We start from the raw sequence: 23,176 nt of genomic DNA, 5'->3' as shown, positions 1-23,176 counted from the left end.
GGGACAGCCTGTTCGGCTGTCCCCCGCGGTCAATCTACTCCCACTCGATGGTTCCCGGCGGCTTGGACGTCACGTCCAGCACCACGCGGTTGATCCCGTCGACTTCATTGGTAATGCGGTTGGAGATGCGTGCCAGCAGGTCATACGGCAGGCGTGACCAGTCAGCAGTCATTGCGTCTTCGCTGGAAACCGGCCGCAGGACGATCGGATGTCCGTAGGTGCGGCCGTCGCCCTGGACGCCCACGCTGCGCACATCGGCCAGCAGGACAACCGGCATCTGCCATACGTCGTTGTCCAGGCCGGCTGCGGTCAGCTCGGCACGGGCGATCGCGTCGGCGCGGCGCAGCAGGTCCAGGCGTTCCTGGTTGACCTCGCCGATGATGCGGATACCCAGTCCGGGGCCGGGGAACGGCTGGCGTCCCACGATCTCGGCCGGCAGGCCCAGCTCGCGGCCCACGGCGCGGACCTCGTCCTTGAACAGGGCCCGCAGGGGTTCCACCAGCTCGAACTTCAGGTCCTCGGGCAGCCCGCCCACGTTGTGGTGGCTCTTGATGTTGGCTGCACCCTCGCCGCCGCCGGATTCGACGACGTCCGGGTACAGGGTGCCCTGAACGAGGAAGCGGATGGGTTCACCGGCAGCAGCTGCCTCGGCCATGATGGCGCGCTCGGCTTCTTCGAACGCGCGGATGAACTCGCGGCCGATGATCTTGCGCTTGGTTTCCGGATCCGTGACGCCGGCGAGGGCTTCGAGGAAGCGCTTCTGCTCATTGGCGACGTAGAGGTTGACGCCGGTGGATGCCACAAAGTCGCGCTCCACCTGTTCGGCTTCACCTTCGCGCAGCAGGCCGTGGTCCACGAACACGCAGGTCAGCTGGTCGCCGACGGCACGCTGCACCAGTGCTGCGGCAACGGCGGAGTCGACGCCGCCGGAGAGCCCGCAGATCACGCGGGAGCTGCCCACCTGCTCGCGGATGCGTTCGACCTGCTCTTCCACAATGTTGCCCGTGGTCCAGCTGCGGTCCAGGCGTGCACCCTTGAACAGGAAGTTCTCCAGGACGGACTGGCCGTGCGCGGAGTGCTTCACCTCCGGGTGCCACTGGACGCCGTAGAGCTGCTTCTCTTCGTTGGCGAAAGCCGCAACGGGGGCACCGGCCGTGGTGGCCAGCACGTCGAATCCGGGCGGAGCTTCCTGGACGCTGTCGCCGTGGCTCATCCAGGTGTTCTGCTGTTCCGGCGTGCCCTCAAGGATGGAGCGCGGGCCTCCGACGGCGGTGGCGTCGGTGGAGCCGTATTCGCGCAGGCCGGTTTTGGCGACCTTGCCGCCCAGGGCGTTGGCCATGGCCTGGAAGCCGTAGCAGATGCCCAGGACGGGGACACCTGCCTCAAACAGGCCTTCGCTGACTGCGGGGGCGCCTTCGGCGTAAACGCTGGAAGGGCCGCCGGAAAGGATGATCGCGGCCGGGTTCTTCGCCAGGATCTGTTCCGTGGTCCAGGTGTGGGGCACCACCTCGGAATAGACATCTGCATCGCGTACCCGGCGGGCAATGAGCTGGGCGTACTGGGCGCCGAAGTCCACAACTAGGACAGGGCGCTCTTCTATGGGAGGGGTCGCGGAATTAGTCACGCTTCAAGGATAGTCGCCGGAGCATCCGCGCCGCACATCCGCGCGGGAGCCGGTGCCTCAGTAGCGCTTGGCCGCTTCCGGGTGGGCAGCGAGTTCCGCAAGGACCTGTTTGTGCGTACGGCCCTCCACAATGAAGGACAGGAAGGGCACCACACCGCCCAGGGCGATCAGGATGAACTTCGAGAACGGCCAGCGCATCAGCTGCCACAGGCGGAAGTCAGCCAGCAGGTAGACCACGTACAACCAGCCGTGAGCAATCAGCACACCCGTGAAAAGGTTCAGCGGGCCAACGGTGATCTCCTCGATCTTCAACCCGTATTTGAGGATCATCTCAATGCACAACAGGAGAAGAAACACACCCGTGACGTAGGAAGAAACCTTGTAAAAGGTCAGGGCCGAACGGATCTGGGCGTGGGTGCCGCCAAAACGGCGCTTCTTCCGGCGCGGTTTCTTGGTTGCTGCGGGTGCCCCGGCGGGGGCCTGTACTGGGTCGCTCACTTCTGTACCTCACTGGTCGGTGCCGGACGCCCCGGGACGGGGCCCTCGTCGTCGTCTTCGTCGTCGTCGTCGTAATAATCGTCGTCGTCCTCGAGGGAACGCTGGTGGGCATCCGCCACGAGGCGCCACCACAGGAAGACGGAGAACCCGGCGAAGACCACCCACTCGATGGCGTAGAAGATGTTCATCCAGTTCACTGAAGTTTCCTGGGGCTGCGCATCCACGTCGACTACGCGCATGTCTCCGGTTTCCGGAGCCTCACCGTCCACCGTGATCTCGTTGGCAGTGACGAACGCCGCATACCCCGGGGTGTCCCAGACATTGATCAGTTCGGCGCTGGAGAGGCTGGGCAGGACGCCTTCCTCTTCAGGTGCCTTTGCGATGGGGCCTTCGGGCGGCAGCAGACGGCCGACGACGACGGCGTCCCCGGACGGGGCGGGTTCGGCATCGCCGGGCTCGGCAACCCAGCCGCGGACCACCGGCATGACAGCGCCGTCCGGTGCTCCCTCCACGGCGAATGCGGTGACCACCCAGTATCCGCGGTCCCCGTCGTACAGCCGCTGGTCAATCAGTACGGTGTCCTCACCACGGAAGGAACCGTTCATGGAGACCATCTGGTCCGCCTCGGTGCCCATCAGTTCCACACCGGGGGTGAACACCTCGGTGAGGGGACGGACGTTTTCGGTTTCACCTGCGGCGGGCGGCAGCTCACTCTCGGCGGTCGAAAACTGCCACTGGCTCAGGAGCACGAAGACCGTCGAGATCGCAAGCGCAAAGAGAAGGGCGGCGATCCAGCGGGGTTGCAGGGCAGTTTTCAGCACCCCTTAACCGTACTTCGTACCCGTGTAGAAAACCCAATGCCTGCTGTGCGCAGCTCCGGCACCACGGCATCAGCAGGCGCCGTCAATGGTCAAAAAACACCAGCGAGGAGTTGATCAGTTCGGAAATGACTTCGGCGTCGTTGGCCCGGCGGAGCGAATCCCGGAAGGCCGGGCGGAACAGCGACCGCGCGAGGGTGGCCAGGACTTCCAAGTGTTCAGAGAAGGCTTTGGCAGGCGTGGCTATCAGCAGAACCACGGTGGCCGGTCCGTCCGACGCACCAAAATCAATGCTGTGCCCGTAGCGGGTGATCCCCACGGCAATTGAGGTCTGCACCACTTCCTCGCTGCGCGCGTGCGGCATGCCGATGCCGCCGGGCAGCCCGGTGGCCATTTGGTGTTCCCGGGCATTGACCTGCTCCAGGAACACCTCCAAATTACGGATCCGTCCCTGGTCATACATCCGCCGGGCAAGCTGGGCTGCCGCATCCGAGCGGTCGGCCGCTTCCATCTGCAGAATGACCATTTCAGGGACCGTCAGGACGGCGCCCTTTTCATTCAGGGAGAGTTCAGGTTCCACTTCCGTCGGTTCCGGTTCAGGCCAGCGGAGCGATGTCGTGGGCCTTCAACCGTGCTGCGTCGGCCGAAACATCATCGGGCTGTTCCTGGCTGCGCCGCTCGGCTTCCACCCGCGCCTCGTAGTGGGCCACTTCCTGCTCCACCCGCTCCGGACTCCAGTTCAGGATGGGCGCCATAAGTTCGGCCACAACCGGGGCAGCGGAGACTCCCCGGTCCCACGACTCGATGGAGATGCGGGTGCGCCGGGCCAGGACGTCCTCCACATGCCGGGCACCCTCAGACGTGGTGGCATACACCACTTCGGCGCGCAGGTAATCGTCCGCTCCGGGCAGGGGCTCCCCCAGCTCAGGATTGGCACGGATCAGTTCCAGCACCTCGTTGGCCAGGGATCCGTAACGGTTGAGCAGATGCTCCACCCGGACCACATGGACTCCATAGTGCTCCGCGGTGCGGTGCCGGAGATTCCAGGCAGCCTTATAGCCCACCGCACCCAGCAGCGGGATGGTGGAGGTGCAGCTTTCCGGCACCTTCCCGTCCAGCGCCCGGGCGGCCTCATCCACGGCATCCTTCGCCATGACCCGGTAGGTGGTCCATTTGCCGCCGGCAACAACCACCAGCCCCGGCACGGGATGGGCCACCACGTGTTCGCGGGAGAGTTTGGCCGTGGAATCATTCTCGCCGGCAAGCAGCGGCCGCAGGCCGGCGTAGACGCCTTCAACGTCCTCGCGCGTCAGCGGAGTTTTCAGCACGCTGTTCACATGCTCCAGTAAGTAGTCGATGTCCGCCGAGGTTGCTGCGGGATGTGCCTTGTCCAGATTCCAGTCGGTGTCCGTGGTGCCCACAATCCAGTGCCGGCCCCACGGGATCACGAACAGCACGGATTTTTCCGTGCGCAGGATCATGCCCACGGTGGACTGGATCCGGTCGCGGGGAACCACCAGGTGCACACCCTTGGATGCCCGGACTTTCAGCTGTCCCCGGTCCGTCACCATGGCCTGGGTTTCGTCGGTCCACACGCCGGTGGCATTGACCACCTGGCGGGCGAACACATCGAATTCCCGGCCGGTCTCGGAGTCCTTGACCCGGGCACCCACTACACGCTCACCCTCGCGAAGGAAGTCCACCACGGACACCCGGTTGGCCACGGTGGCGCCGTAGTGCGCTGAGGTGCGGACCATGTTGGCAACATACCGGGCGTCGTCCACCTGGGCGTCGTAGTAGCGGATGGAGCCAACCATGGCGTCATCCTTCAGGCTGGGCGCCGCCCGGAGCGTGGCTTTTTTGCTGAGGTGCTTGTGCATCGGCACCCCGCGGGAATTACCGGAGGTCAGGCCCATGGTGTCGTACAGCATGATGCCGGCACCAACGTAGGGGCGCTCATAGAACCGGTGTGTCAGCGGGTAGAGGAACGGTACGGGCTTGACCAGGTGCGGGGCGATCCGCTGAATCAGCAGGCCGCGTTCCTTCAGCGCCTCGGCTACGAGGGCAAAATCCAGCATCTCCAGATAACGCAGACCGCCGTGAATAAGCTTGGAGGAACGCGACGACGTGCCCGACGCCCAGTCCCGGGCCTCCACCATGCCCACTTTGAGTCCGCGGGTGACTGCGTCCAGGGCGGCACCGGCACCCACCACGCCGCCGCCAACAATCAGGATGTCCAGTTGCTGGCCGGGCTCCGCCGTGGAACGCAGCGCCGCCAGGGCGTCCTCCCGGTATTCCGGACTGAGTGCATCTTTGCTCATGGTCAAGATTTCCTCTCTGGGACGCGCTGGCGGCGCAGTGGTCTTTGGAGCCACTGTAGGGAACTACATGGCGGATAGGTAGGGCGCGACCAGCACCTCAATGCGCTGGAAGGCTTTCACATCGGAGTAACCCGTGGTGGCCATGGCACGACGCAGGGCACCCATCAGGTTGGACGTGCCGTTGGTGTGGTGCGACGGACCCCAGAGAACTTCCTGCAGCGGGCCGACCGTCTCCAGCCGGACCCTGTCGCCGCGGGGAAGTTCGCTGTGGTGGGCTTCCTGGCCCCAGTGCCATCCCTGTCCGGGGGCTTCTTCCGCCCGGGCCAGAGCCGATCCGAGCATCACGGCGTCCGCGCCCATGGCGATCGCCTTGACGATGTCACCGCTGGTGCCCATTCCGCCGTCGGCGATTACGTGGACGTAGCGTCCGCCTGACTCGTCCATGTAATCGCGGCGCGCCTCGGCGATGTCCGCGATCGCGGTGGCCATGGGGGCGTGGATGCCCAGTGCCCGGCGGGTGGTGGTGGTCGCTCCCCCGCCGAAGCCGACCAGGACGCCTGCGGCTCCGGTGCGCATCAGGTGCAGGGCCGGGGTGTAGCCGGCCGCGCCGCCCACGATGACGGGAACGTCCAGTTCGTAGATGAACTGCTTGAGGTTCAGCGGCTCAACGGTCTTGGAGACGTGCTCGGCAGAGACGGTGGTGCCGCGGATGACGAAGATGTCCACGCCGGCGGCCAGGACGGTCTTGTAGAACTCCTGGGTGCGCTGCGGGGTCAGGGAGCCGGCAACGGTCACGCCGGCGTCGCGCACCTCGGCCAGGCGGGAGGTGATCAGCTCCGCCTGGATGGGTGCTTCATAGATTTCCTGCAGCCGGCGGGTGGCCGCGGGATTAAAGTTATCTTCACTGAGGACCGCGATCTCATCCAGCAGCGGCTGGGGGTCCTCGTAGCGGGTCCACAGCCCTTCAAGGTTCAACACACCCAATCCGCCCAGGCGGCCCATCGCTATAGCGGTGGCCGGGGACATCACCGAGTCCATGGGGGCTCCCATGACCGGCATTTCAAACTGGTAGGCGTCTATCTGCCAGTTGATGGAAACATCCTGCGGGTCCCGCGTCCGGCGGGACGGCACAATTGCCACATCATCGAGGGAGTAGGCTCGGCGCCCACGCTTGCCACGGCCAATTTCTATCTCATTGCTCACGCCTCTAGGTTATCCCAGCTTTGGAAGCCGGGCCTTAAAGCAGCAGCAACCGCATCCTTCCCCGTCATTTGGAGGATGGATGCGGCTGCTGCCGTCGGTGCCGAAAATTAGCGGCGGGTGCCGTAGTTCGGCGCCTCCGCCGTCATCATGATGTCGTGCGGGTGGGATTCCTTGAGGCCGGCCGGGGTGATCCGGACAAACTTGCCCTTCTGCTTCAGCTCTTCGATGGTGCGCGCACCGGTATAGAACATGGTCTGGCGCAGGCCGCCCACCAGCTGGTGAGCGACGGCGGACAACGGACCCCGGTAGGGAACCTGGCCTTCAATGCCCTCGGGGATCAGCTTTTCGTCGCTGGGGACATCGGCCTGGAAATAGCGGTCCTTGGAGTAGGACGTGTTCTTGCCGCGGCTCTGCATGGCACCGAGCGAACCCATGCCGCGGTAGGACTTGAACTGCTTGCCGTTGACGAAGACCAGGTCACCCGGGCTTTCGGCGGAACCGGCCAGCAGGCCGCCCAGCATGACGGTGTCTGCGCCGGCAACGATGGCCTTGCCGATATCGCCGGAGTACTGGAGACCGCCGTCGGCGATCACCGGCACGCCCGCCGGGATGGCGGCTTTGGCAGCTTCGTAGATGGCGGTGATCTGAGGAACGCCCACTCCCGCCACCACGCGGGTGGTGCAGATGGATCCGGGACCCACGCCCACCTTGATGGCGTCGGCGCCGGCGTCGATCAGGGCCTGGGCGCCTTCGCGGGTGGCTGCCTGGCCGCCAATGATGTCCACGTGCGCCACCGCCGGGTCCTTCTTCAGGCGGGCAATCATGTCCAGCACGCCTGCACTGTGGCCGTTGGCGGTGTCCACGACGAGGATATCCACGCCGGCGTCAACGAGTGTCATGGCACGCTCATAGCCGTCACCGAAGAAACCGATCGCGGCGCCGACACGCAGCCGGCCTTCCTCGTCCTTGGTGGCCAGCGGGTACTGCTCGGCCTTGTCGAAGTCCTTGACCGTGATCAGGCCCTGCAGGCGGCCGTCGTCGTCGACCAGCGGCAGCTTCTCGATGCGGTGCTTGCCCAGCAGTTCCACGGTTTCTTCGGCGCTGATACCCACGCGGCCGGTGATCAGCGGCATGCGGGTCATGACTTCATGAACCTTGCGGGCGGGGTAGTCGGCACGCGGGATGAAACGGGTGTCGCGGTTGGTCACGATGCCCAGCAGCTTGTCGTCCGCATCCACAACGGGCAGGCCGGAGACACGGAAGTGGGCGCACAGGTCATCCAGTTCCTGCAGGGTGGCGTCCGGGGAGATGGTCACCGGGTTGGTAATCATGCCTGATTCGCTGCGCTTGACGCGGTCCACGTGCTCGGCCTGGTCTGCGATGGACAGGTTGCGGTGGATGACACCGAGTCCGCCCTGGCGTGCCATGGCGATGGCCATGCGGGATTCGGTCACCGTGTCCATCGCGGCCGAAAGCAGCGGTGTCTGGACGGTGATCCGCTTGGACAGGCGGGAGGAGGTGTCCGCCTCGGACGGAATGACGTCCGTGGGGCCGGGCAGCAGCAGGACGTCGTCGTACGTCAGGCCGATGAAGCCGAACGGGTCATGCTCTGTGGACTGCTGGCTCAAAACTGCGCCTCTTTCGCGGAAGGACCGGAGGGATGGGGGAAACGCCGGAAAAACGACCGGCTGGCTTCCTTACATCCTAAAACGAAAGACCGCCGGTCCCTATTCCAAATCCTTACTGGTGGCATCACTCACAGCCGGGCATGCAAAAGGCCCCGGTGCCGCAGAGAGTACTGCTGCAGCGCCGGGGCCTCTGTGTCACCTAGTGCTGGTGGCCGTGATCTTCTTCGTCGTCGGCCGGCTTCTCCACCACAAGTGCCTCGGTGGTGAGGACCAGGGCGGCGATGGATGCGGCGTTGCGCAGCGCCGAACGGGTGACCTTGACCGGGTCAATGATGCCGGCCTCGATCAGGTTCTCGTATTCGCCCGTCGCGGCGTTGAAGCCGTTGTTGACCTCAAGGTCAGTGACCTTGGCGACAACAACCATGCCCTCGGCGCCCGCATTCTCGGCGATCCAGCGCAGCGGCTGTGCCAGGGCGCGGCGCACCAGACCGACGGCGGTGGCGGCGTCGCCTTCCAGCTTCAGCACCTCCGCGTCGGTGTCCAGGGCCTTGGCAGCGTGGACCAGTGCGGAACCGCCGCCGGCCACGATGCCCTCTTCCAGGGCCGCACGCGTCGAGGACACGGCGTCTTCGATGCGGTGCTTCTTTTCCTTGAGCTCCACCTCGGTGGCTGCGCCAACCTTGATGACGCCAATGCCGCCGGAGAGCTTGGCCAGGCGTTCCTGCAGCTTCTCGCGGTCCCAGTCGGAGTCCGTGCGCTCGATCTCGGCACGGATCTGAGCCACGCGGTCAGCGACGTCGGCTTCGGAGCCGGTTCCGTCGACAATCGTGGTGCTGTCCTTGGTAACCGTGATGCGGCGGGCGGAGCCCAGCACCTCAAGGCCAACCTGGTCCAGCTTCAGGCCCAGGTCCGGGGAGACAACCTGCGCACCCGTGAGGGTGGCGATGTCCTGCATCATGGCCTTGCGGCGGTCACCGAAACCGGGTGCCTTGACGGCAACCACGTTCAGGGTGCCTCGGATCTTGTTGACCACCAGGGTGGACAGGGCTTCGCCTTCAATGTCCTCGGCAATGATGAACAGCGGCTTGGAGGTCTGCAGCGCCTTTTCAAGCAGGGGCAGGAACTCGGCAACCGAGGAGATCTTGCCGGAGTTGATCAGGATCAGCGCGTCTTCGAGGACGGCTTCCTGGCGCTCCGGATCAGTGACGAAGTACGGGGACAGGTAGCCCTTGTCGAACTGCATGCCTTCGGTGATGACCAGTTCGGTCTGCGTCGAGGAGGATTCCTCGATCGTAATGACGCCGTCCTTGCCGACGGTGTCAAAGGCCTTGGCCAGCAGTTCGCCAATCTCCATGCTCTGGGCGGAGATGGCAGCTACGTGGGCAACCTGGTTGCCCTCAACTTCCTTGGCGTTTTCCAGCAGCCGTGCAGCTACCGCTTCCACGGCCGTCTCCATGCCGCGCTTCAGCTGGCCCGGAGCGGCGCCTGCAGCAACGTTGCGCAGGCCTTCCTTGACCAGGGCCTGAGCCAGCACCGTGGCGGTGGTGGTGCCGTCACCGGCAACATCGTTGGTCTTGGTGGCTACTTCCTTGGCCAGCTGGGCCCCGAGGTTCTCATACGGATCATCCAGCTCGACTTCACGGGCGATGGTCACGCCGTCGTTCGTGATGGTGGGAGCGCCCCAGGTCTTGGCGAGCACTACGTTGCGGCCGCGCGGGCCGAGGGTCACCTTGACGGCGTTGGCCAGCTTGTCGACGCCGGCCTCCAGCGAGCGGCGGGCGGAGTCGTTGAACTCCAATTGCTTTGCCATGTGTGTGTCCTTTCCGACAGCTACATCTGCACCTGCATCAGAAAACCCCGGCCAGATTGGCCGGGGTCTTCCTTTTTCAACTACTTAACGACGATGGCCAGTACGTCGCGGGCGGACAGCACCAGGTATTCGGAGCCGCCGTGCTTGACTTCGGTTCCGCCGTACTTGGAGTAGATGACAACGTCACCTTCGGAAACATCCACGGGAACGCGGTTGCCGTTGTCGTCAACGCGGCCGGGGCCTACTGCAACAACTTCGCCCTCCTGGGGCTTTTCCTTTGCAGTGTCCGGAATGACGAGGCCGGAAGCAGTGGTCTGCTCGGCTTCGAGGGGGCGGACAACAATGCGATCCTCAAGGGGCTTAATAGAGACCGACACTCGGGCTCTCCTTTGCGTAGTTACTAACGGATAGGGACCGTCGGTGGGCGCTGGCCGTCGTCGCGGTGCCGGTTGGCGCTTCCCTCAGGAATTAGCACCCTCACAGGGAGAGTGCTAGCTCCGACTTTATGCAAGGGCTGGCACTCGGTCAAGGTGAGTGCCAATTTACTTTGCCGCGTCACGACGCCCCGTAACCAAAGCCCGCTCACCGGGACATAAAAGTTGCTTAGCCTCACCTAACCCTGTAGTTTTCAAAGGCGCGCAAAATTAGCAAACATTTATATGTCCTAAATACGCAAACATCTGTGTCCTATTGGCGGGCCTCCCCCGCCGGGCCGGACGATAGACCCGAACAGCTGGAGCCCCTGACGTGAAGAAAACCCTCAAGTCCCGCCTTGTCGCCGGGACCGCCCTCGCCTCCCTCCTGGCCCTGAGCGCCTGCGGATCAGACAGTTCGGCCAACGCGGACGCCACCGCCGATGCGTCCGAGCCCACCATGGTTACCGTTGAACACACCCAGGGCACCACCGAAGTTCCCGTGAACCCGGAGACTGTCTACACGTTCGACCTCGGCGCATTGGATACCCTGGATGCCCTGGGTATCGAGGTTGACGGCGTTCCCGCCGCAAACTTCCCCGAAAGCCTTTCCAAGTACGGCTCCGATGACTACACCAAGATCGGCAGCATGAAGGAGCCCGACTTCGAGGCCATCAGCGCCGGCGCCCCCGACCTGATCATCATGTCCGGCCGCACCGCTGACTCCTACGAAGAATTCTCCAAGATCGCCCCCACGATCAACCTCAGCACCGACGCTGCGGATCCGTGGAATTCCTTCATCTCCAACACCGAGATCATCGGTGACATCTTCGGCAAGGAAGCCGAAGTTGAAGAGAAGCTCGCTGCACTCGAGACCAAGGTGGAAGACACCAAGGCAACCGCCGCCGACGCCGGCAACGGCCTCATCATCATGACCAGCGGCGGCGAAATGACCGCTTACGGTGAAGGTTCACGCTTCGGCCTGATCCATGACGTCCTTGGGGTTGCCACCGCTGCCGACATCAAGTCCGAAGCACAGCACGGTGAATCCGTGTCCTTCGAATACGTTGCCGAGATCAACCCGGACAACCTGTTTGTCATCGACCGCGACGTCGCGGTGGGCAATGCGGGTGAAGTTGCCTCCGCTGTACTGGACAACGAACTCGTGATGGGCACCAAGGCCGCCAAGAATGACCGCATCACCATGCTCGATTCCTCCAGCTGGTATCTCGTGGGTTACGGCCTGAACAATGTTGACTCCATGGTCAGCGCTGTTCAGGACGGCATCTCCTAACCGTCCAGCCCACCTGCCAATCCTTGCCGGCCGGCCTTCCTCCCCTCCGGGAGCAGGGCCGGCCGGCGGGGGAGACGGAACGCACCATGACCACTGCGCTAACCCCCACAGCCCCGGCAGCCGCCGGGGCAACTGCTGTTTCCGGCCGCCGCCGGTTCCTCGGCCCCGGAGCCAAGCTTTTGCTGGGAGGAACAGCTGTCCTGGTGCTTGCCGTTGTCAGCATGTTTGTCGGCGTGAGCGACGTTTCGCTTCCCGGCCTGCTCTCCGGCGACGAACACGCGTGGGACATCTTTTGGATCAGCCGGGTTCCCCGGACCCTGAGCATCATTCTTGCCGGGATGGCGCTCAGCGTCGCCGGTCTCATCATGCAGCTGATGGCCCGCAACAAGTTCGTGGAGCCGTCCACGGTGGGCACAGTGGAGTCCGCTTCCCTGGGCATCCTGGTGGTCACGGTGTTCCTGCCGGGGGCCTCGCTGTTCCTTAAAATGTCCACCGCAACCGTCTTCGCCGTGGCCGGGACCGCCCTCTTCCTGCTGGTCCTGCGCCGGATTCCGCTGCGCAACACGCTGATCGTTCCCCTCGTGGGAATCATGCTTGGCGGCGTTATTGCGGCCGTGACCACGTTCTTCGCCTACCGGTTCGACCTGCTGCAGACCCTGAATTCCTGGATGGTCGGAGATTTCTCCGGCGTACTGCGCGGGCGCTACGAACTGCTCTGGATTGTAGGCGCCCTGACCCTGATCGGTTATTTGGCAGCTGACCGTTTCACCGTTGCAGGCATGGGCCAGGAGTTCACAACCAACCTGGGCCTGAACTACAACCGGGTGATGACGCTGGGCCTCATCATCGTGTCCCTGATCAGCGCCGTCGTGGTTGTCAGCGTCGGCTCGGTGCCGTTCCTGGGCCTGATCGTTCCCAACCTGGTCTCGCTGATGATCGGGGACAACGTCCGCCGGGCCATACCGTGGGTCGCCATTTTCGGGGCCGGCTTCGTCCTGGCGTGCGACATCATCGGCCGGACCATCCGCTACCCGTACGAAATTCCGGTGGGGGTCATCGTCTCCGCCATTGGCAGCGCCCTGTTCCTTTACCTGCTCCTGAGAAAGCGCTCCGCCCGTGCCTAGCAGTCCAGTCAGCGCCCTCCCCTCCGCACTTACCGTGCAGCGCCGCCGTCCGGTGCGCAACCTCTCCCCCCGGTTCTGGATCATCCTGCTGTCCTTGGCGGCAGCCGCTCTGGTCGTGGTCTTCATGACCATCGATCTGCGCGGAAACATCGGCTATGTCCTTCCGCGCCGCGCCGTCAAGGTGGGCTCAATGATCCTGGTGGCCTACGCCGTCGGCGTCTCCACCGTATTGTTCCAAACGGTCACCGCCAATCGGATCCTGACGCCCTCGATCATGGGCTTCGACGCCCTGTACGTCTTGATCCAAACCATCCTGGTGTTCACCCTCGGCGGCGGCCTTGTCCTCGCCATGTCCGATCCGCTGCGTTACGGCATGGAAGTTGCCCTGATGGTGGGGTTCTCGTTCCTGCTCTACCGGTGGCTGTTTACCGGCGGCGGCAAGTCCCTCCATCTGATGCTGTTGGTGGGCATTGTGCTGGGCACGCTGTTCCGGGGTGTGTCCTCGCTGCTGCAGCGGCTGATCGAGCCCAGCGAGTTCATCATCCTGCAGGACCTGTTTTTTGCGTCCTTCAACAACGTCGACGCCAAGCTGCTTGGCTACTCGCTGATCGCTGCAGCCATCGTCACAGTTCCGGCCTGGCGCCTGCGGCACTCACTCGATGTGCTTTCGCTGGGCCGGGAAACCTCGATCAACCTGGGCATCAACCACAAACGCACGGTGACGCTGGTGCTGGTGATCTGCTCGGTACTCGTTGCGGTGTCCACCGCTCTGGTGGGGCCGGTTACCTTCTTCGGTCTGCTGGTGGCTTCCCTGGCTTACCAGCTGTGTTCGCATTTCAAGCACGCCGCTGTTGTCCCCATCGCAGTGCTGCTGGGCATCATTGCCCTGGTGGGCGGCCAACTGGTCCTGGAGCGCGTGTTTGCGTTCGATACAGCCCTGAGCATTGTCATTGAATTTGTCGGCGGGATCGTCTTTTTGATCCTGCTCCTGAAAGGCTCCATCAAATGATCTCCGTCAACGGCGTCACCAAAAAATATGCCGGCACCACCGTTGTTGATGAGGTGAGCTGCCATATCAAAGAAGGCGGAGTTACCTCGATCATTGGCCCCAACGGTGCCGGCAAGTCCACGCTGCTCTCCATGATCAGCCGCCTGCTGCCCGCTGACGCGGGAACGGTGACTGTGGACGGCCTCGACGTCGTGAAAACACCGGGTAAGGACCTGGCCAGGAAGATGGCCATCCTGCGGCAGGACAACCATCTCACCGTGCGGCTGACCGTTCGCGATCTGGTCGGCTTCGGACGGTACCCGCACAACGGCGGGCGTCCGACGTCGGTGTGCCGGGAGAAGATAGAGCAGTCCCTGGCTTTCCTGGACCTGTCGGATCTGGCGGACAGGTTTGTTGACGAGCTCTCCGGCGGTCAACGGCAGCGTGCATTTATTGCCATGGTGCTGGCCCAGGACACCGACTACCTGCTGTTGGATGAGCCGTTGAACAACCTGGACATGAAGCACTCCGTGGAAATGATGCGGCTGCTGCGCCGGCTCACCGACGAGCTCGGCAAGACGGTGGTACTGGTTATCCACGACATCAATTTCGCTTCCTGCTATTCCGACGACATTATTGCCATGGCCAACGGCAGGCTCCTGCACCAGGGGCCGCCGTCCATGATCATGCGGCCCGAGGTCCTGAAGGATATCTACGAAATCGATATCCGGATCGAAGAGATCGAGGGCAACCGGATAGGCGTGTACTTCGCCTAGCCGTTGAAGCCCGGCACCTCGGGCAACCGGAGCGGAATCCCTTCCACAGCGGAGTGGATGAACCGCACCAGCATGTCCCAGACGACGGCGGGGGACATGGGTTCGAGACGCACGGTGCGGCCCTGCTCCTGATATCCATCACCGGGTGAAAGCCGGTATTGCCCGGCCGCCCCGGCGTTCACCCAGCCGAACCACCCGCCGGTTTGTTCGTTCAGGATCTGCCATTCGGCCCACGGTTGCTGCCACATCTGCCCCGCAGCTTGATCCAGCGTCTTCGGTGCCGGGGTCCGCGCCGACTTGAGCCGGGCCTCATAGTGGTCCATGCCCAGCACCACCGGCTCGTGCGGGATGCTCCAGCCCGGAGAAAGACCTGCCCAGTCTGCAATCCGCTTAGGCACCATGTTGGCCTGCATAATGCTGGCGGCTACATCATCGGGCCCAAAGGCCGCCGACGCAGCCGGGAACAGCGACGGCCCGGCAGTGATCTTCCCAAGTCCGCCGCCGATCCACGCCTGCAGCACTGAGCCTCCCGCTGCGTTGGATGCTTCCACTTGAAAGGAAGCATCCAGCTTCCGGAGGGGCAGGAGGAACTGTTCCCCTGCCGGAGTCAGCTTTGCTGCAGCCGTAAGCAGACCTGCGGCTTGGAGCGTCGCCACAGACGGATCCTTCCGTTGAAACCGTCCCAACCGGTCCCTCACCAAAAGCGTATCGAGTAGTTCCAGGGCCGGAATCGGCAGCAGCCTTCCGCCTTCCCGATAGGGTTGTGCTGCAGCGATGCTGCCCAAATCTTCCAACTCGGCACCCGCGCACCGGGAGGCATAATCATCCAGCCGGGGCTCCTGCGGGGCTATCCGATCGATGTCTCGCCGGCCTTCCCGGACGGCCTGGCTACCGGGCATATCCCGGACGGCGGTGTTGATCCGGATATCCCGGACCATCTGTTCAAACAGGAGTTTCATTCCGGTGTGCTGCTCAATGGTGTAGCTGGCGGTTGCCTCCATGACGAACCCGTCATCCATCCAGATCCAGCGGTCCACGCAGACCGGATGCCGGCCTGCCCGGTGGACAAACCGCTGCCTGCGGCCGCTGCCCTCCGTGCCCAACGCCTCCGGACTCCAGAGATCGTTGGAGAGAATCCGAACGTCCTGGAACTCCTCGAGCGTTGAGGCCAGTGCCGCCGTCGCGAACCGGGCAATGGAAATCCCGTCTGCCGGTCCCCCGCACAACACCATGTTGGGCCGGAAGTCTCCATCCGTCACCGGCGGATGAGCTACTGCCAGCACCCCGGCTTCCGTCTCGACCCGCTCCCAGCCATCCGGACGCGGCAGGTTGAAAGCGTGCAGGCGCTCGTAGCTGAATCCCTGGGCAGCCGTAGTCATCGTTTACCCTTCCCCTTGACGTACTGCCTGATACGCCGAACCTTGCCGCGGGCCTTGAGCCGGTCAGCCTCCTTCAACCACGCCGGTTGCATAAACTTGGGCATCCAGAGCCAGCCGAGCATCCCTATGCCCTGGCAGGCGAACGTCAGCAGGGCATAGGGAACAAAAATGATGTCGCTGGAGGTTATTTCCCGGAAGTTCGAAGCCGGCAGAAGCATGAGCCACATGCCCAGGAAGGTGCAGGCGAGCGAGGGCTTTCCAGGGAACCGGTCATCCAGCGCCGGGGGCACCATCTTTTGTTTGTAGACCAGCAATCCGCCGACGAAGAGCAGCAGCCCGAAGGGGAACAAAACGGCGAAGAGTGCCCAGTCGTTCGTTTCAGTTTCCATGTCTCATCCCTTGCCTAGCTGAGCACTGCATTGGTGTGAAGCCCGGACTATCGGCCAAAGAGCTTGTTCCAGCAGTCGGCAACCGCATCCGCTGCTCCCCGTGCCGCCTTGCCCGCGTCAGACTTCATCAGGTTTGATTCCATGAAACCGTCCACCAGGTCCAAGGCGGTCTCCGCTGCTGCATCCTTGATGGTGCGGTTGTCCAGGAAACCGAATTCGAGCGAGGTGACAACCGAAATACCAATGCCGATCGCGGCACCTGCCACTGTCCCCGCCGGTCCCCCTATTGCGCTCCCGATGAGGGCGCCGGTCCCGGCCGCCGCAAGATCGATTCCGGCCTTGGCACTGCCCTTCACCGCTCCCACCGAGTCCGCCCGCTCGTTCAGCTCGTCAGGGTCCATGTCCGGATGGGCCTGCAGGAGTTCGTTATAGGCATCCTGCCGCTCATCGGCGATCGTAAATCCTGCCGTTGCCACTGACAGCATTCCGCCGCCCACTCTGAAAGCAGCACAGGTTTTAGTCAGCTCGTGCAACCCGCCCATGTCCGGCGCCCACTTCGCTCTGTTGGCCTCCACCCGATTCCTGTAGCCGCGCGAGTGCTTATGAAGCACCGTGCTGACTTTGGGCCTGAGTTCCAACATGTTGACGGACACCAGCGCCCAGCGGCCGTCGGTCACCCATCGTCCGCGTGCCATGTACCGCACTCGTTCAGCCTCGGTTTCATAGCGGACGTAGACGGGGGAAGGGGTTGGAATTTTCACGACAGTCCGCCGTGACGAGGGCAAGCCGGCGAGTTTACCCGCGACCCCCGTAGCCACCGTGCCTGTCCGGTCCGTGATGAGGTTAGTGAGGTTATGGTCCCCCAGGACGATGGCAGTCAGCTTGCCCGCCGTCGCTTCCTCCAACAAGGTGTAGTTCCGGGCCAGGACGGCGGCGGAATCCGCTGCTGCGCGCAGCAGAAGCTCCGTTGACGGCAGCGTGGATGCCGTGTTCGGATCCGGTTGGTCCGCGGAGTCGAGCAGGGCGCAGTTGGCTGCATCAATTTGCACCATCAACGCATCCCGCTGAGCCACAAGCGCCCGGATTCCCTCCGCAAATTCGGCCAGCACGCCGGTGGCCTGCTCCGCACTTTGCGCCAGCAGGCCTGCGTGGGGCAGAACTGCCCCGAAGGCGTCCTGGATTTCCTCGGCGCCGTCACCGCGATAGTGAGCATTCAGCTGCACCCACGTGGCCGCAGCCCGCTCCACGCTCCTGAGATAGGCCCGGCCGCCGGCGCCGATCCCCGGTGCGGCACCCTCGACGGCATCCGGAGAAGGCCAATCGAAAAGTCCGGAGGTGTCAACGGACATCAGCGGGTCCCGGTCAGCGAAGGTGCCCGGCAGATCCCCGATTGCAGCTGTGCCAAGCTCGCCCCGGCTGCATCGGCCATCGCCCGGTCCGCCTCGGAGATGATGTTCACTGCTTGACGGACCCCGGCAACCGCATTGCCGATCCTCGTCTCGGCCGCATCTGCCTGGAGCAGCAGCGTATTGCACCAAAGCTCTTCCAAAGCCCGCACCACCACGCCTGAGCCGCTGGAACACGCCCACTGCGCATCCGTGACCCTGGTCCGCAGCGTGGACGACGAAGCTGCCCTGGCCTCGTCGTCCTCGACCTGCGCGAGAATACGCTCGCAACCCTCGGCATTTACGCTGTAATTGCCCAGCAGCATGGTTCCCACTCCCCTAGTCCGTTCCGTCCTGCCCTCAACCTAGGGGGTTCCCCGAACCCGGTCCACGGATGCATTACCCGGTGTGGATAACCTCCCCCTTGCCTTCGGCTACAAGCCAATCAGGGGTGTCCCGCGAGCTAATTGGGCTTAGGCGGCGGCAGTATTTCCTGTTCGCATTGCGGCGCGCCGCAGGCCTCTCCTACGTTGAGTGTTCGGCCAACTGGTCAGGCACACCGAGGAAGGTTTCCATGGAGCCCAAGCTGCGCGTCGTCGCCCAATTCGACATAGATCTCCGGAAGGTGCGTTTGGTGGTCAGGGGCCGTGTCACCGAGCAGAACAGCAGGGTGCTGTATGTGCTGGCGCGGCGGGCCAACGCCACCTTGCCTGGCCTCAAAGTAGTGCTTGACCTGCATCTGGCGACAATTACTCCTGCTGCTCTCAACGACCTTCGCCTCAGTTCCGAAACCGGTGCGCTGCCCCTGCTGACCGGGCATAAGCAGGAACTACTGGCTCCGCAGCAGCTGAGCATCCTGGCCCCTGCCGCCTGAGACTCTGAGGTTCAGGCGCTATAGGTCCGACGGCGCCGCCCGCACTGCAGCCAGCCGCGTCACGGCCTCCGTCAGTACCTCCGGGGAGCAGGCAAAGTTCAGCCGGGCAAACCCCGTGCCCTGCCGACCAAATTTGAGGCCTGATTCCAGTGCAACACGTCCCTGTTCCAGGGCCACTGCCGCCGGATCCCCACCCCAGCCCACACCCCTGAAATCCAGCCACGCGAGATAGCCGGCCAAGGGAGGACGGTAGACAATCTCGGGCAGATACGCAGACAGGAGCTCGGCCAGCAGTTCCCGGTTCTCCGCAAGGGAGTTCAGCACCGCCGTCAGCCACGGTCCGCCGTCGTCATAAGCTGCCACGGAGGCATGCAGGCCCAGGATGGAGGTCCGGGCCGAGACCTCCTCGGGCATCGAATCCAGCTGCAGCCGCGTGCGCTCGCTCGAGGCCACCATGACCGCACATTTGGTTCCGGCAATGTTCCACGCTTTGCTGGCTGCGCTGACGCAGATGCCATATTCCCGTGCCGCGTCGGAGACTGAGAGGTAAGGCGTAAAGGAACGCGGGTCATAGGCCAGCGGGGCATGGATTTCATCGCTGATTACCGCGACTCCGTATTTCGCTGACAGATCGGCGAGCGCCCCCAGGGTTTCGGCAGAGTGCACCAGCCCCAGCGGATTGTGCGGGTTGCACAGCAGCAGGGCATCAGCGCCCCTGGCGAACGCTCGTTCCAGTGCCGGAAGGTCCAGCTGCCATCCTGTGCCGGTGAGTAGAAGGGGAACCTCCACCACTGAAGCGTCGGCCTCCAGCGGCAGCTCAAAGAAGGGCGGATACACCGGCGGCGTGATCACCACCGAACCGTCCACCGGGACGGTCTGGCGCAGGCACTCGACAATGGCCACGCTGACATCAGTGGTGGTCCGGACATCCCCGGGATCCACCTGCCAGTCCCAGGTCCGCCGCGCGTATCCGGCGAACGCATCGGCCACCGGTTCCGGTCCGGCGACATAGCCGGTATCCGAGGCCAGCACCCGGCCGATAATCGCCTGCTGCACCGGTTCAGCCAACGGATAGTCCATCTCTGCCACAAACAGCGGCAGGACATCTGCCGGGTAGGTCTGCCACTTATAGCTGGTGCGTGTACGCAGTACGGACAGCGGCTCGGCCTCGATCTTCCTCATGCCGCCCAACCTACAGCTAACGTGCCCGGCCGCAGAAGAACTAGGCTGGTAGTCATGCCGGATACTTCGCTTGCCCATGTCCTGACGTCCGAAGGCTGGGAACTGCTGAACTCCCTTGGCCCGTATCTGGAGTCCGAATCCTTCAAGCTCAACACTGACCTGCGTAAGGCCGGGCACTCCCCCGACGTGGTTGCCGCCGTCCTGACCCAGGCCAAGCTGCGGATGAAAGCACGGACCAAGTTCGGCCCGTTCGCCGAGCACATGCTGTTCACCGCGCCCGGGCTGGAACAGGCCACCCGGCTAAACGTGGCCGCCCTGCATGCCCAGCGTTACGTCCAGGCCGGCCTGGACAAAGTTGCGGACCTGGGCTGCGGGATCGGCGCCGACTCCCTGGCCCTGGCCACCCTGGACCGGCAGGTCACCGCCGTCGAACTTGATGAGATCACTGCTGCCGCCGCCACCATCAATCTCATGCCCTGGCCCAACGCAAAGGTGGTTCAGGGCGCTGCCGAGGAGTTCGATCTGGACGGGTTCGACGGCGTGTGGCTGGATCCGGCCCGCCGGACCACGTCCACCTCCGGGACCACCCGCATCTTTGATCCGGAAGCTTTCTCCCCGCCGCTGTCCTTCGTGGAGTCCCTGGCCGACCGCGGCCTGCCGGTGGGCGTGAAGATGGGTCCGGGCATTCCGCACGATGCCCTGCCGGCAAACTGTGAAGTGCAGTGGGTCTCAGTGGACGGTGACGTTACCGAGGCGACCCTATGGTTCAACGCCCTGCGCCGCGACGGCGTCCGCCGCGCAGCGTTGGTGATTGGCCCGGAGGGTGCCGCCGAGCTCACCTCGCCGGTGGATTACGACGCCGGTGCCCAGGACGTGGGCATTGGTCCGGTGGACGCCTACCTGTACGAGCCCGACGGTGCGGTGATCCGCGCGGGCCTCGTCGCCGACGTCGCGCGTTCCCTGGGCGGGCACCTGCTGGATCCGCACATTGCCTACATTGGTGCCCCGGAGTTGCTGCACACGCCGTTTGCCCGCGCCTACAAGGTGCTCGAGGTCCGCCCGTACAACGTCAAGGCCCTCAAGGCCTGGGTGAAGGCCAATGGTATCGGCGTGCTGGACATCAAGAAGCGCGGCATGTCAGTGACCCCCGAGGAACTGCGAAAGCAACTGCTCACCGGTTCCGGGAAGGGCCCCAACAAAGCAACGCTCGTCCTGACGCGCCTGGGCGAGGACCGGGTGGCCATCGTGGTGGAACCGGTGGCACTGCCCGCCGCGTAGGTTCCGCAGCCTACGCGCGGGAGAATTCGCTGGCCTCCCGCACCTGCTCCGGAGTGGGCCGCACCCCGGTGTACAGCACGAACTGTTCCTCTGCTTGGATGGCAATGACTTCCGCACCTGTAATTACGGGCTTGCCTGCGGCGCGGGCTGCAGTGATGAGCGGCGTTTCGGCCGGGAGTGCGACGACGTCGAACACTGTCCGTGCCGCAGCGATGGCCGGGTCAGTGAATGCCTGAACGGTTTCATGCTCTCCGGTCATTCCCAGCGGCGTGACGTTGAGGAGCAGGTCTGCGGTGCTTTCACCCTGAACGGGCTGCCAGTTGAAGTCGTAAAGATCGGCAAGTGCCCGCCCGGCAGCCTCGTTGCGGGCCACGATTGTCACGTCCGTGAAACCGGCATCCCGCAGCGCTGCGGCAACGGCTTTGGCCATGCCTCCCGATCCCCGGAGCAACACAGACCAGGACACCGGCACGTGGTGGTCCCGCAGAAGCCGGGAGATGGCCAGGTAGTCGGTGTTGTAGGCGGTGAGGACGCCGTCGTCGTTCACTATCGTATTCACTGAATGGATGGCTTCGGCGGACGGATCCAAGCGGTCCACGAGTGCTATGACGTCCTCCTTGTACGGCATGGACACCGCACACCCCCGGATCGGCAGGCCGCGCACGCCCATGATGGCCTGGGCCAGGTCCGCGGGGGCAAACGCCTTATAGACATAGTTCAGGTCGAGCAGGTCATACAGGTAATTGTGGAAGCGCGTGCCAATGTTTGACGGCCGGGCAGCGAGGGAGATGCACAGGGTCATGTCTTTGTTCAGGATGGGCATCCTCCCATTATGTCGGGGTATCCCGGCGGTGCGGCAGGTCGGGGATTAGGAGTGAGTGAACGGAATACCCCTCTCCCGCGGCTAGGATTGGATCCGGGTTCTCTACCGCAACGCTGCGGAAACCGAGTTCCTCCAACAGCTACATATACAGCAGGAGACAGTTTGGAAATCGGTTTCGCCCAGTCGGCACAATCAACCCTTGGCGTTGAATGGGAGCTGGCACTTGTCGACCGGAACACCGGGGAACTGGTGTCCGTTGCCGACGAGGTTCTGCGCGGCGTCAGCGCCGCGCATCCCGGGATCAGTGAAGGTGACGAGCACCCGCACATCAAGCAGGAACTGCTCGAAAACACCGTAGAGCTGGTGACCGGTGTGTGCAACACCGTTGCTGACGCCAAAGCTGACCTGACCCGTTCCCTCGAGGCACTGCGCCGGGTGACCGATCCCATGGGCGTGGAGCTGTTCTGCTCCGGTTCCCATCCGTTCAGTGCCCCGCGCTCGCAGCCGGTCACCGACAAGGAACGCTACGCCAAACTGATTGACCGCACGCAGTGGTGGGGCCAGCAGATGCTCATCTACGGGGTTCATGTCCACGTGGGTCTGGACAGCCGGGACAAGGTGCTTCCGGTGCTTGACGGCCTGGTCAACTACTTCCCGCACTTCCAGGCGCTGTCCGCTTCCTCGCCGTACTGGTCCGGCGAGGACACCGGTTACGCCTCCCAGCGTGCCCTGATGTTCCAGCAGCTGCCCACAGCCGGCCTTCCCTTCCAGTTCGGCTCCTGGGCCGAGTATGAGTCCTACGTCCAGGACATGTTCACCACCGGAGTGATCGACTCGATCAGCGAGATCCGTTGGGACATCCGACCTGTGCCGGGCCTGGGCACCATTGAAATGCGGGTCTGCGACGGCATGGCCACCCTGCAGGATGTGGGCGCCGTGGCAGCCCTAACCCAGTGTTTGGTGGACGAGTTCTCCACCATCCTGGACAACGGCGGCAGCATCCCGACCATGCCTCCGTGGCACGTTCAGGAAAACAAATGGCGTGCGGCCCGGTATGGCCTCGACGCCATCATCATCCTTGATGCTGCCGGCAACGAGAAGCTGGTGACGGACCATTTGCTGGAGGATGTCCTCCCCCGCCTGGCTCCTGTTGCGGAGAAGCTCGGCTGTTCTGCCGAGCTGGCGGACGTGGCATCGATCATTGAACGCGGTGCCGGCTACCAGCGGCAGCGCCGCATTGCTGCAGAGAACGACGGCGATCTGCGCGCGGTGGTGCAAGACGGAATCCGACAGCTGCGCGGCGAAGCCTGACCTCAGGCAGAACCCTGGACGCTCACCCGGGCATGCCACCAGTAAAGTGATGCCCGGT

The 23,176-nt window shown here is 63.9% G+C and carries 22 protein-coding genes; 7 read left to right on the top strand and 15 right to left on the bottom strand.

Going from position 1 to position 23,176, the window contains the following annotated elements; genetic code table 11:
- Positions 1 to 34 precede the first annotated feature (34 nt).
- From guaA to groES, 9 genes are all read right to left on the bottom strand, one after another.
- On the bottom strand, positions 35 to 1,624 hold the full coding sequence (gene guaA, locus CXQ89_RS04945) for a glutamine-hydrolyzing GMP synthase (protein ID WP_104052678.1): 1,590 nt from the start codon (positions 1,622 to 1,624) through the stop codon (positions 35 to 37).
- Between the two features lie 57 nt (positions 1,625 to 1,681).
- Positions 1,682 to 2,122, bottom strand: a complete 441-nt coding sequence (locus CXQ89_RS04940; protein ID WP_104052679.1) for a DUF3817 domain-containing protein — start codon at positions 2,120 to 2,122, stop codon at positions 1,682 to 1,684.
- On the bottom strand, positions 2,119 to 2,943 hold the full coding sequence (locus CXQ89_RS04935) for an SURF1 family protein (RefSeq protein ID WP_258059864.1): 825 nt from the start codon (positions 2,941 to 2,943) through the stop codon (positions 2,119 to 2,121). The genes CXQ89_RS04940 and CXQ89_RS04935 overlap by 4 nt, the downstream gene beginning before the upstream one ends.
- An 82-nt stretch (positions 2,944 to 3,025) precedes the next feature.
- Positions 3,026 to 3,466, bottom strand: coding sequence for a PTS sugar transporter subunit IIA (locus tag CXQ89_RS04930; protein WP_104160698.1), 441 nt, complete (start codon positions 3,464 to 3,466; stop codon positions 3,026 to 3,028).
- Positions 3,467 to 3,536: 70 nt separating this feature from the next.
- Positions 3,537 to 5,261 carry a glycerol-3-phosphate dehydrogenase/oxidase gene (locus CXQ89_RS04925; protein WP_104160458.1) on the bottom strand — a complete coding sequence of 575 codons (1,725 nt, stop codon included), beginning with the start codon at positions 5,259 to 5,261 and terminating at the stop codon, positions 3,537 to 3,539.
- 63 nt (positions 5,262 to 5,324) lie between these two features.
- Positions 5,325 to 6,464, bottom strand: coding sequence for a GuaB3 family IMP dehydrogenase-related protein (locus CXQ89_RS04920; RefSeq protein ID WP_104160457.1), 1,140 nt, complete (start codon positions 6,462 to 6,464; stop codon positions 5,325 to 5,327).
- A 107-nt stretch (positions 6,465 to 6,571) separates the two neighbouring features.
- Positions 6,572 to 8,092: an IMP dehydrogenase gene (guaB, locus tag CXQ89_RS04915; protein ID WP_104052682.1), complete on the bottom strand. Its 1,521-nt coding sequence runs from the start codon at positions 8,090 to 8,092 to the stop codon at positions 6,572 to 6,574.
- Positions 8,093 to 8,291: 199 nt separating this feature from the next.
- On the bottom strand, positions 8,292 to 9,902 hold the full coding sequence (gene groL / locus CXQ89_RS04910) for a chaperonin GroEL (protein ID WP_104052683.1): 1,611 nt from the start codon (positions 9,900 to 9,902) through the stop codon (positions 8,292 to 8,294).
- Positions 9,903 to 9,982: 80 nt separating this feature from the next.
- Positions 9,983 to 10,279: a co-chaperone GroES gene (gene groES, locus CXQ89_RS04905; RefSeq protein WP_104052684.1), complete on the bottom strand. Its 297-nt coding sequence runs from the start codon at positions 10,277 to 10,279 to the stop codon at positions 9,983 to 9,985.
- Between the two features lie 370 nt (positions 10,280 to 10,649).
- On the opposite strand from groES, the gene CXQ89_RS04900 reads away from it, so the two are divergent.
- From CXQ89_RS04900 to CXQ89_RS04885, 4 genes are all read left to right on the top strand, one after another.
- A complete protein-coding gene (locus CXQ89_RS04900; protein WP_104052685.1) occupies positions 10,650 to 11,609 on the top strand; it encodes a siderophore ABC transporter substrate-binding protein in 960 nt (319 codons plus the stop codon).
- A gap of 86 nt (positions 11,610 to 11,695) precedes the next feature.
- Positions 11,696 to 12,733: an ABC transporter permease gene (locus CXQ89_RS04895; protein WP_104160456.1), complete on the top strand. Its 1,038-nt coding sequence runs from the start codon at positions 11,696 to 11,698 to the stop codon at positions 12,731 to 12,733.
- Positions 12,726 to 13,742: an iron chelate uptake ABC transporter family permease subunit gene (locus tag CXQ89_RS04890; protein WP_207347917.1), complete on the top strand. Its 1,017-nt coding sequence runs from the start codon at positions 12,726 to 12,728 to the stop codon at positions 13,740 to 13,742. Before CXQ89_RS04895 ends, CXQ89_RS04890 begins: the two co-directional genes overlap by 8 nt.
- Positions 13,739 to 14,497, top strand: coding sequence for an ABC transporter ATP-binding protein (locus tag CXQ89_RS04885; protein ID WP_104052687.1), 759 nt, complete (start codon positions 13,739 to 13,741; stop codon positions 14,495 to 14,497). Before CXQ89_RS04890 ends, CXQ89_RS04885 begins: the two co-directional genes overlap by 4 nt.
- Here the strand turns inward: CXQ89_RS04885 and CXQ89_RS04880 are convergent.
- From CXQ89_RS04880 to CXQ89_RS04865, 4 genes are read right to left on the bottom strand one after another with little or no spacing between them, the layout of a single operon-like run.
- On the bottom strand, positions 14,494 to 15,876 hold the full coding sequence (locus tag CXQ89_RS04880) for a hypothetical protein (RefSeq protein WP_104160455.1): 1,383 nt from the start codon (positions 15,874 to 15,876) through the stop codon (positions 14,494 to 14,496). The two genes, CXQ89_RS04885 and CXQ89_RS04880, sit on opposite strands and share 4 nt — an antisense overlap.
- Positions 15,873 to 16,265 (bottom strand): hypothetical protein, encoded by a 393-nt coding sequence (locus CXQ89_RS04875; RefSeq protein WP_104160454.1) that lies wholly within the window; start codon positions 16,263 to 16,265, stop codon positions 15,873 to 15,875. The genes CXQ89_RS04880 and CXQ89_RS04875 overlap by 4 nt, the downstream gene beginning before the upstream one ends.
- A 47-nt stretch (positions 16,266 to 16,312) precedes the next feature.
- Positions 16,313 to 17,614 (bottom strand): hypothetical protein, encoded by a 1,302-nt coding sequence (locus CXQ89_RS04870; protein WP_104160453.1) that lies wholly within the window; start codon positions 17,612 to 17,614, stop codon positions 16,313 to 16,315.
- On the bottom strand, positions 17,614 to 17,976 hold the full coding sequence (locus tag CXQ89_RS04865) for a hypothetical protein (protein WP_104052691.1): 363 nt from the start codon (positions 17,974 to 17,976) through the stop codon (positions 17,614 to 17,616). The genes CXQ89_RS04870 and CXQ89_RS04865 overlap by 1 nt, the downstream gene beginning before the upstream one ends.
- Before the next feature lie 248 nt (positions 17,977 to 18,224).
- Here CXQ89_RS04865 and CXQ89_RS04860 point away from each other — a divergent pair, with 248 nt between their 5' ends.
- The gene (locus CXQ89_RS04860; RefSeq protein ID WP_104160452.1) at positions 18,225 to 18,524 is read left to right on the top strand and encodes a hypothetical protein; all 300 of its coding nucleotides are present in this window, start codon (positions 18,225 to 18,227) and stop codon (positions 18,522 to 18,524) included.
- Between the two features lie 18 nt (positions 18,525 to 18,542).
- On the opposite strand, the gene CXQ89_RS04855 is transcribed toward CXQ89_RS04860, so the two are convergent.
- Positions 18,543 to 19,706 carry a MalY/PatB family protein gene (locus CXQ89_RS04855; RefSeq protein WP_104160451.1) on the bottom strand — a complete coding sequence of 388 codons (1,164 nt, stop codon included), beginning with the start codon at positions 19,704 to 19,706 and terminating at the stop codon, positions 18,543 to 18,545.
- Positions 19,707 to 19,760: 54 nt separating this feature from the next.
- Here CXQ89_RS04855 and CXQ89_RS04850 point away from each other — a divergent pair, with 54 nt between their 5' ends.
- Positions 19,761 to 20,984: a class I SAM-dependent methyltransferase gene (locus tag CXQ89_RS04850; RefSeq protein WP_104160450.1), complete on the top strand. Its 1,224-nt coding sequence runs from the start codon at positions 19,761 to 19,763 to the stop codon at positions 20,982 to 20,984.
- 10 nt (positions 20,985 to 20,994) lie between these two features.
- On the opposite strand, the gene CXQ89_RS04845 is transcribed toward CXQ89_RS04850, so the two are convergent.
- The gene (locus CXQ89_RS04845; protein WP_104160449.1) at positions 20,995 to 21,807 is read right to left on the bottom strand and encodes a shikimate 5-dehydrogenase; all 813 of its coding nucleotides are present in this window, start codon (positions 21,805 to 21,807) and stop codon (positions 20,995 to 20,997) included.
- 162 nt (positions 21,808 to 21,969) lie between these two features.
- Here CXQ89_RS04845 and CXQ89_RS04840 point away from each other — a divergent pair, with 162 nt between their 5' ends.
- Complete coding sequence (locus tag CXQ89_RS04840; protein ID WP_104052696.1) at positions 21,970 to 23,118, top strand: glutamate--cysteine ligase; 1,149 nt, start codon at positions 21,970 to 21,972, stop codon at positions 23,116 to 23,118.
- The last annotated feature ends 58 nt before the right edge of the window (positions 23,119 to 23,176 follow it).

Origin of the sequence: Arthrobacter sp. ZGTC212 (assembly GCF_002929255.1) — a bacterium.
In the GTDB taxonomy this organism is placed as follows: domain Bacteria; phylum Actinomycetota; class Actinomycetes; order Actinomycetales; family Micrococcaceae; genus Arthrobacter_B; species Arthrobacter_B sunyaminii.
The sequence above is the reverse complement of the archived record's forward strand: the minus strand, read 5'-3'. Positions and strand labels throughout refer to the sequence as shown.

Coding starts and splice junctions, on each gene's coding strand:
- CXQ89_RS04880 (WP_104160455.1), bottom strand. CDS start 15,876: ATGACTACGGCTGCCCAGGGATTCAGCTACGAGCGCCTGCACGCTTTC.
- CXQ89_RS04895 (WP_104160456.1), top strand. CDS start 11,696: ATGACCACTGCGCTAACCCCCACAGCCCCGGCAGCCGCCGGGGCAACT.
- CXQ89_RS04870 (WP_104160453.1), bottom strand. CDS start 17,614: ATGTCCGTTGACACCTCCGGACTTTTCGATTGGCCTTCTCCGGATGCC.
- CXQ89_RS04930 (WP_104160698.1), bottom strand. CDS start 3,466: ATGGTCATTCTGCAGATGGAAGCGGCCGACCGCTCGGATGCGGCAGCC.
- CXQ89_RS04860 (WP_104160452.1), top strand. CDS start 18,225: ATGGAGCCCAAGCTGCGCGTCGTCGCCCAATTCGACATAGATCTCCGG.
- CXQ89_RS04850 (WP_104160450.1), top strand. CDS start 19,761: ATGCCGGATACTTCGCTTGCCCATGTCCTGACGTCCGAAGGCTGGGAA.
- CXQ89_RS04855 (WP_104160451.1), bottom strand. CDS start 19,706: ATGAGGAAGATCGAGGCCGAGCCGCTGTCCGTACTGCGTACACGCACC.
- groL (WP_104052683.1), bottom strand. CDS start 9,902: ATGGCAAAGCAATTGGAGTTCAACGACTCCGCCCGCCGCTCGCTGGAG.
- CXQ89_RS04925 (WP_104160458.1), bottom strand. CDS start 5,261: ATGAGCAAAGATGCACTCAGTCCGGAATACCGGGAGGACGCCCTGGCG.
- CXQ89_RS04845 (WP_104160449.1), bottom strand. CDS start 21,807: ATGCCCATCCTGAACAAAGACATGACCCTGTGCATCTCCCTCGCTGCC.
- CXQ89_RS04865 (WP_104052691.1), bottom strand. CDS start 17,976: ATGCTGCTGGGCAATTACAGCGTAAATGCCGAGGGTTGCGAGCGTATT.
- CXQ89_RS04875 (WP_104160454.1), bottom strand. CDS start 16,265: ATGGAAACTGAAACGAACGACTGGGCACTCTTCGCCGTTTTGTTCCCC.
- CXQ89_RS04885 (WP_104052687.1), top strand. CDS start 13,739: ATGATCTCCGTCAACGGCGTCACCAAAAAATATGCCGGCACCACCGTT.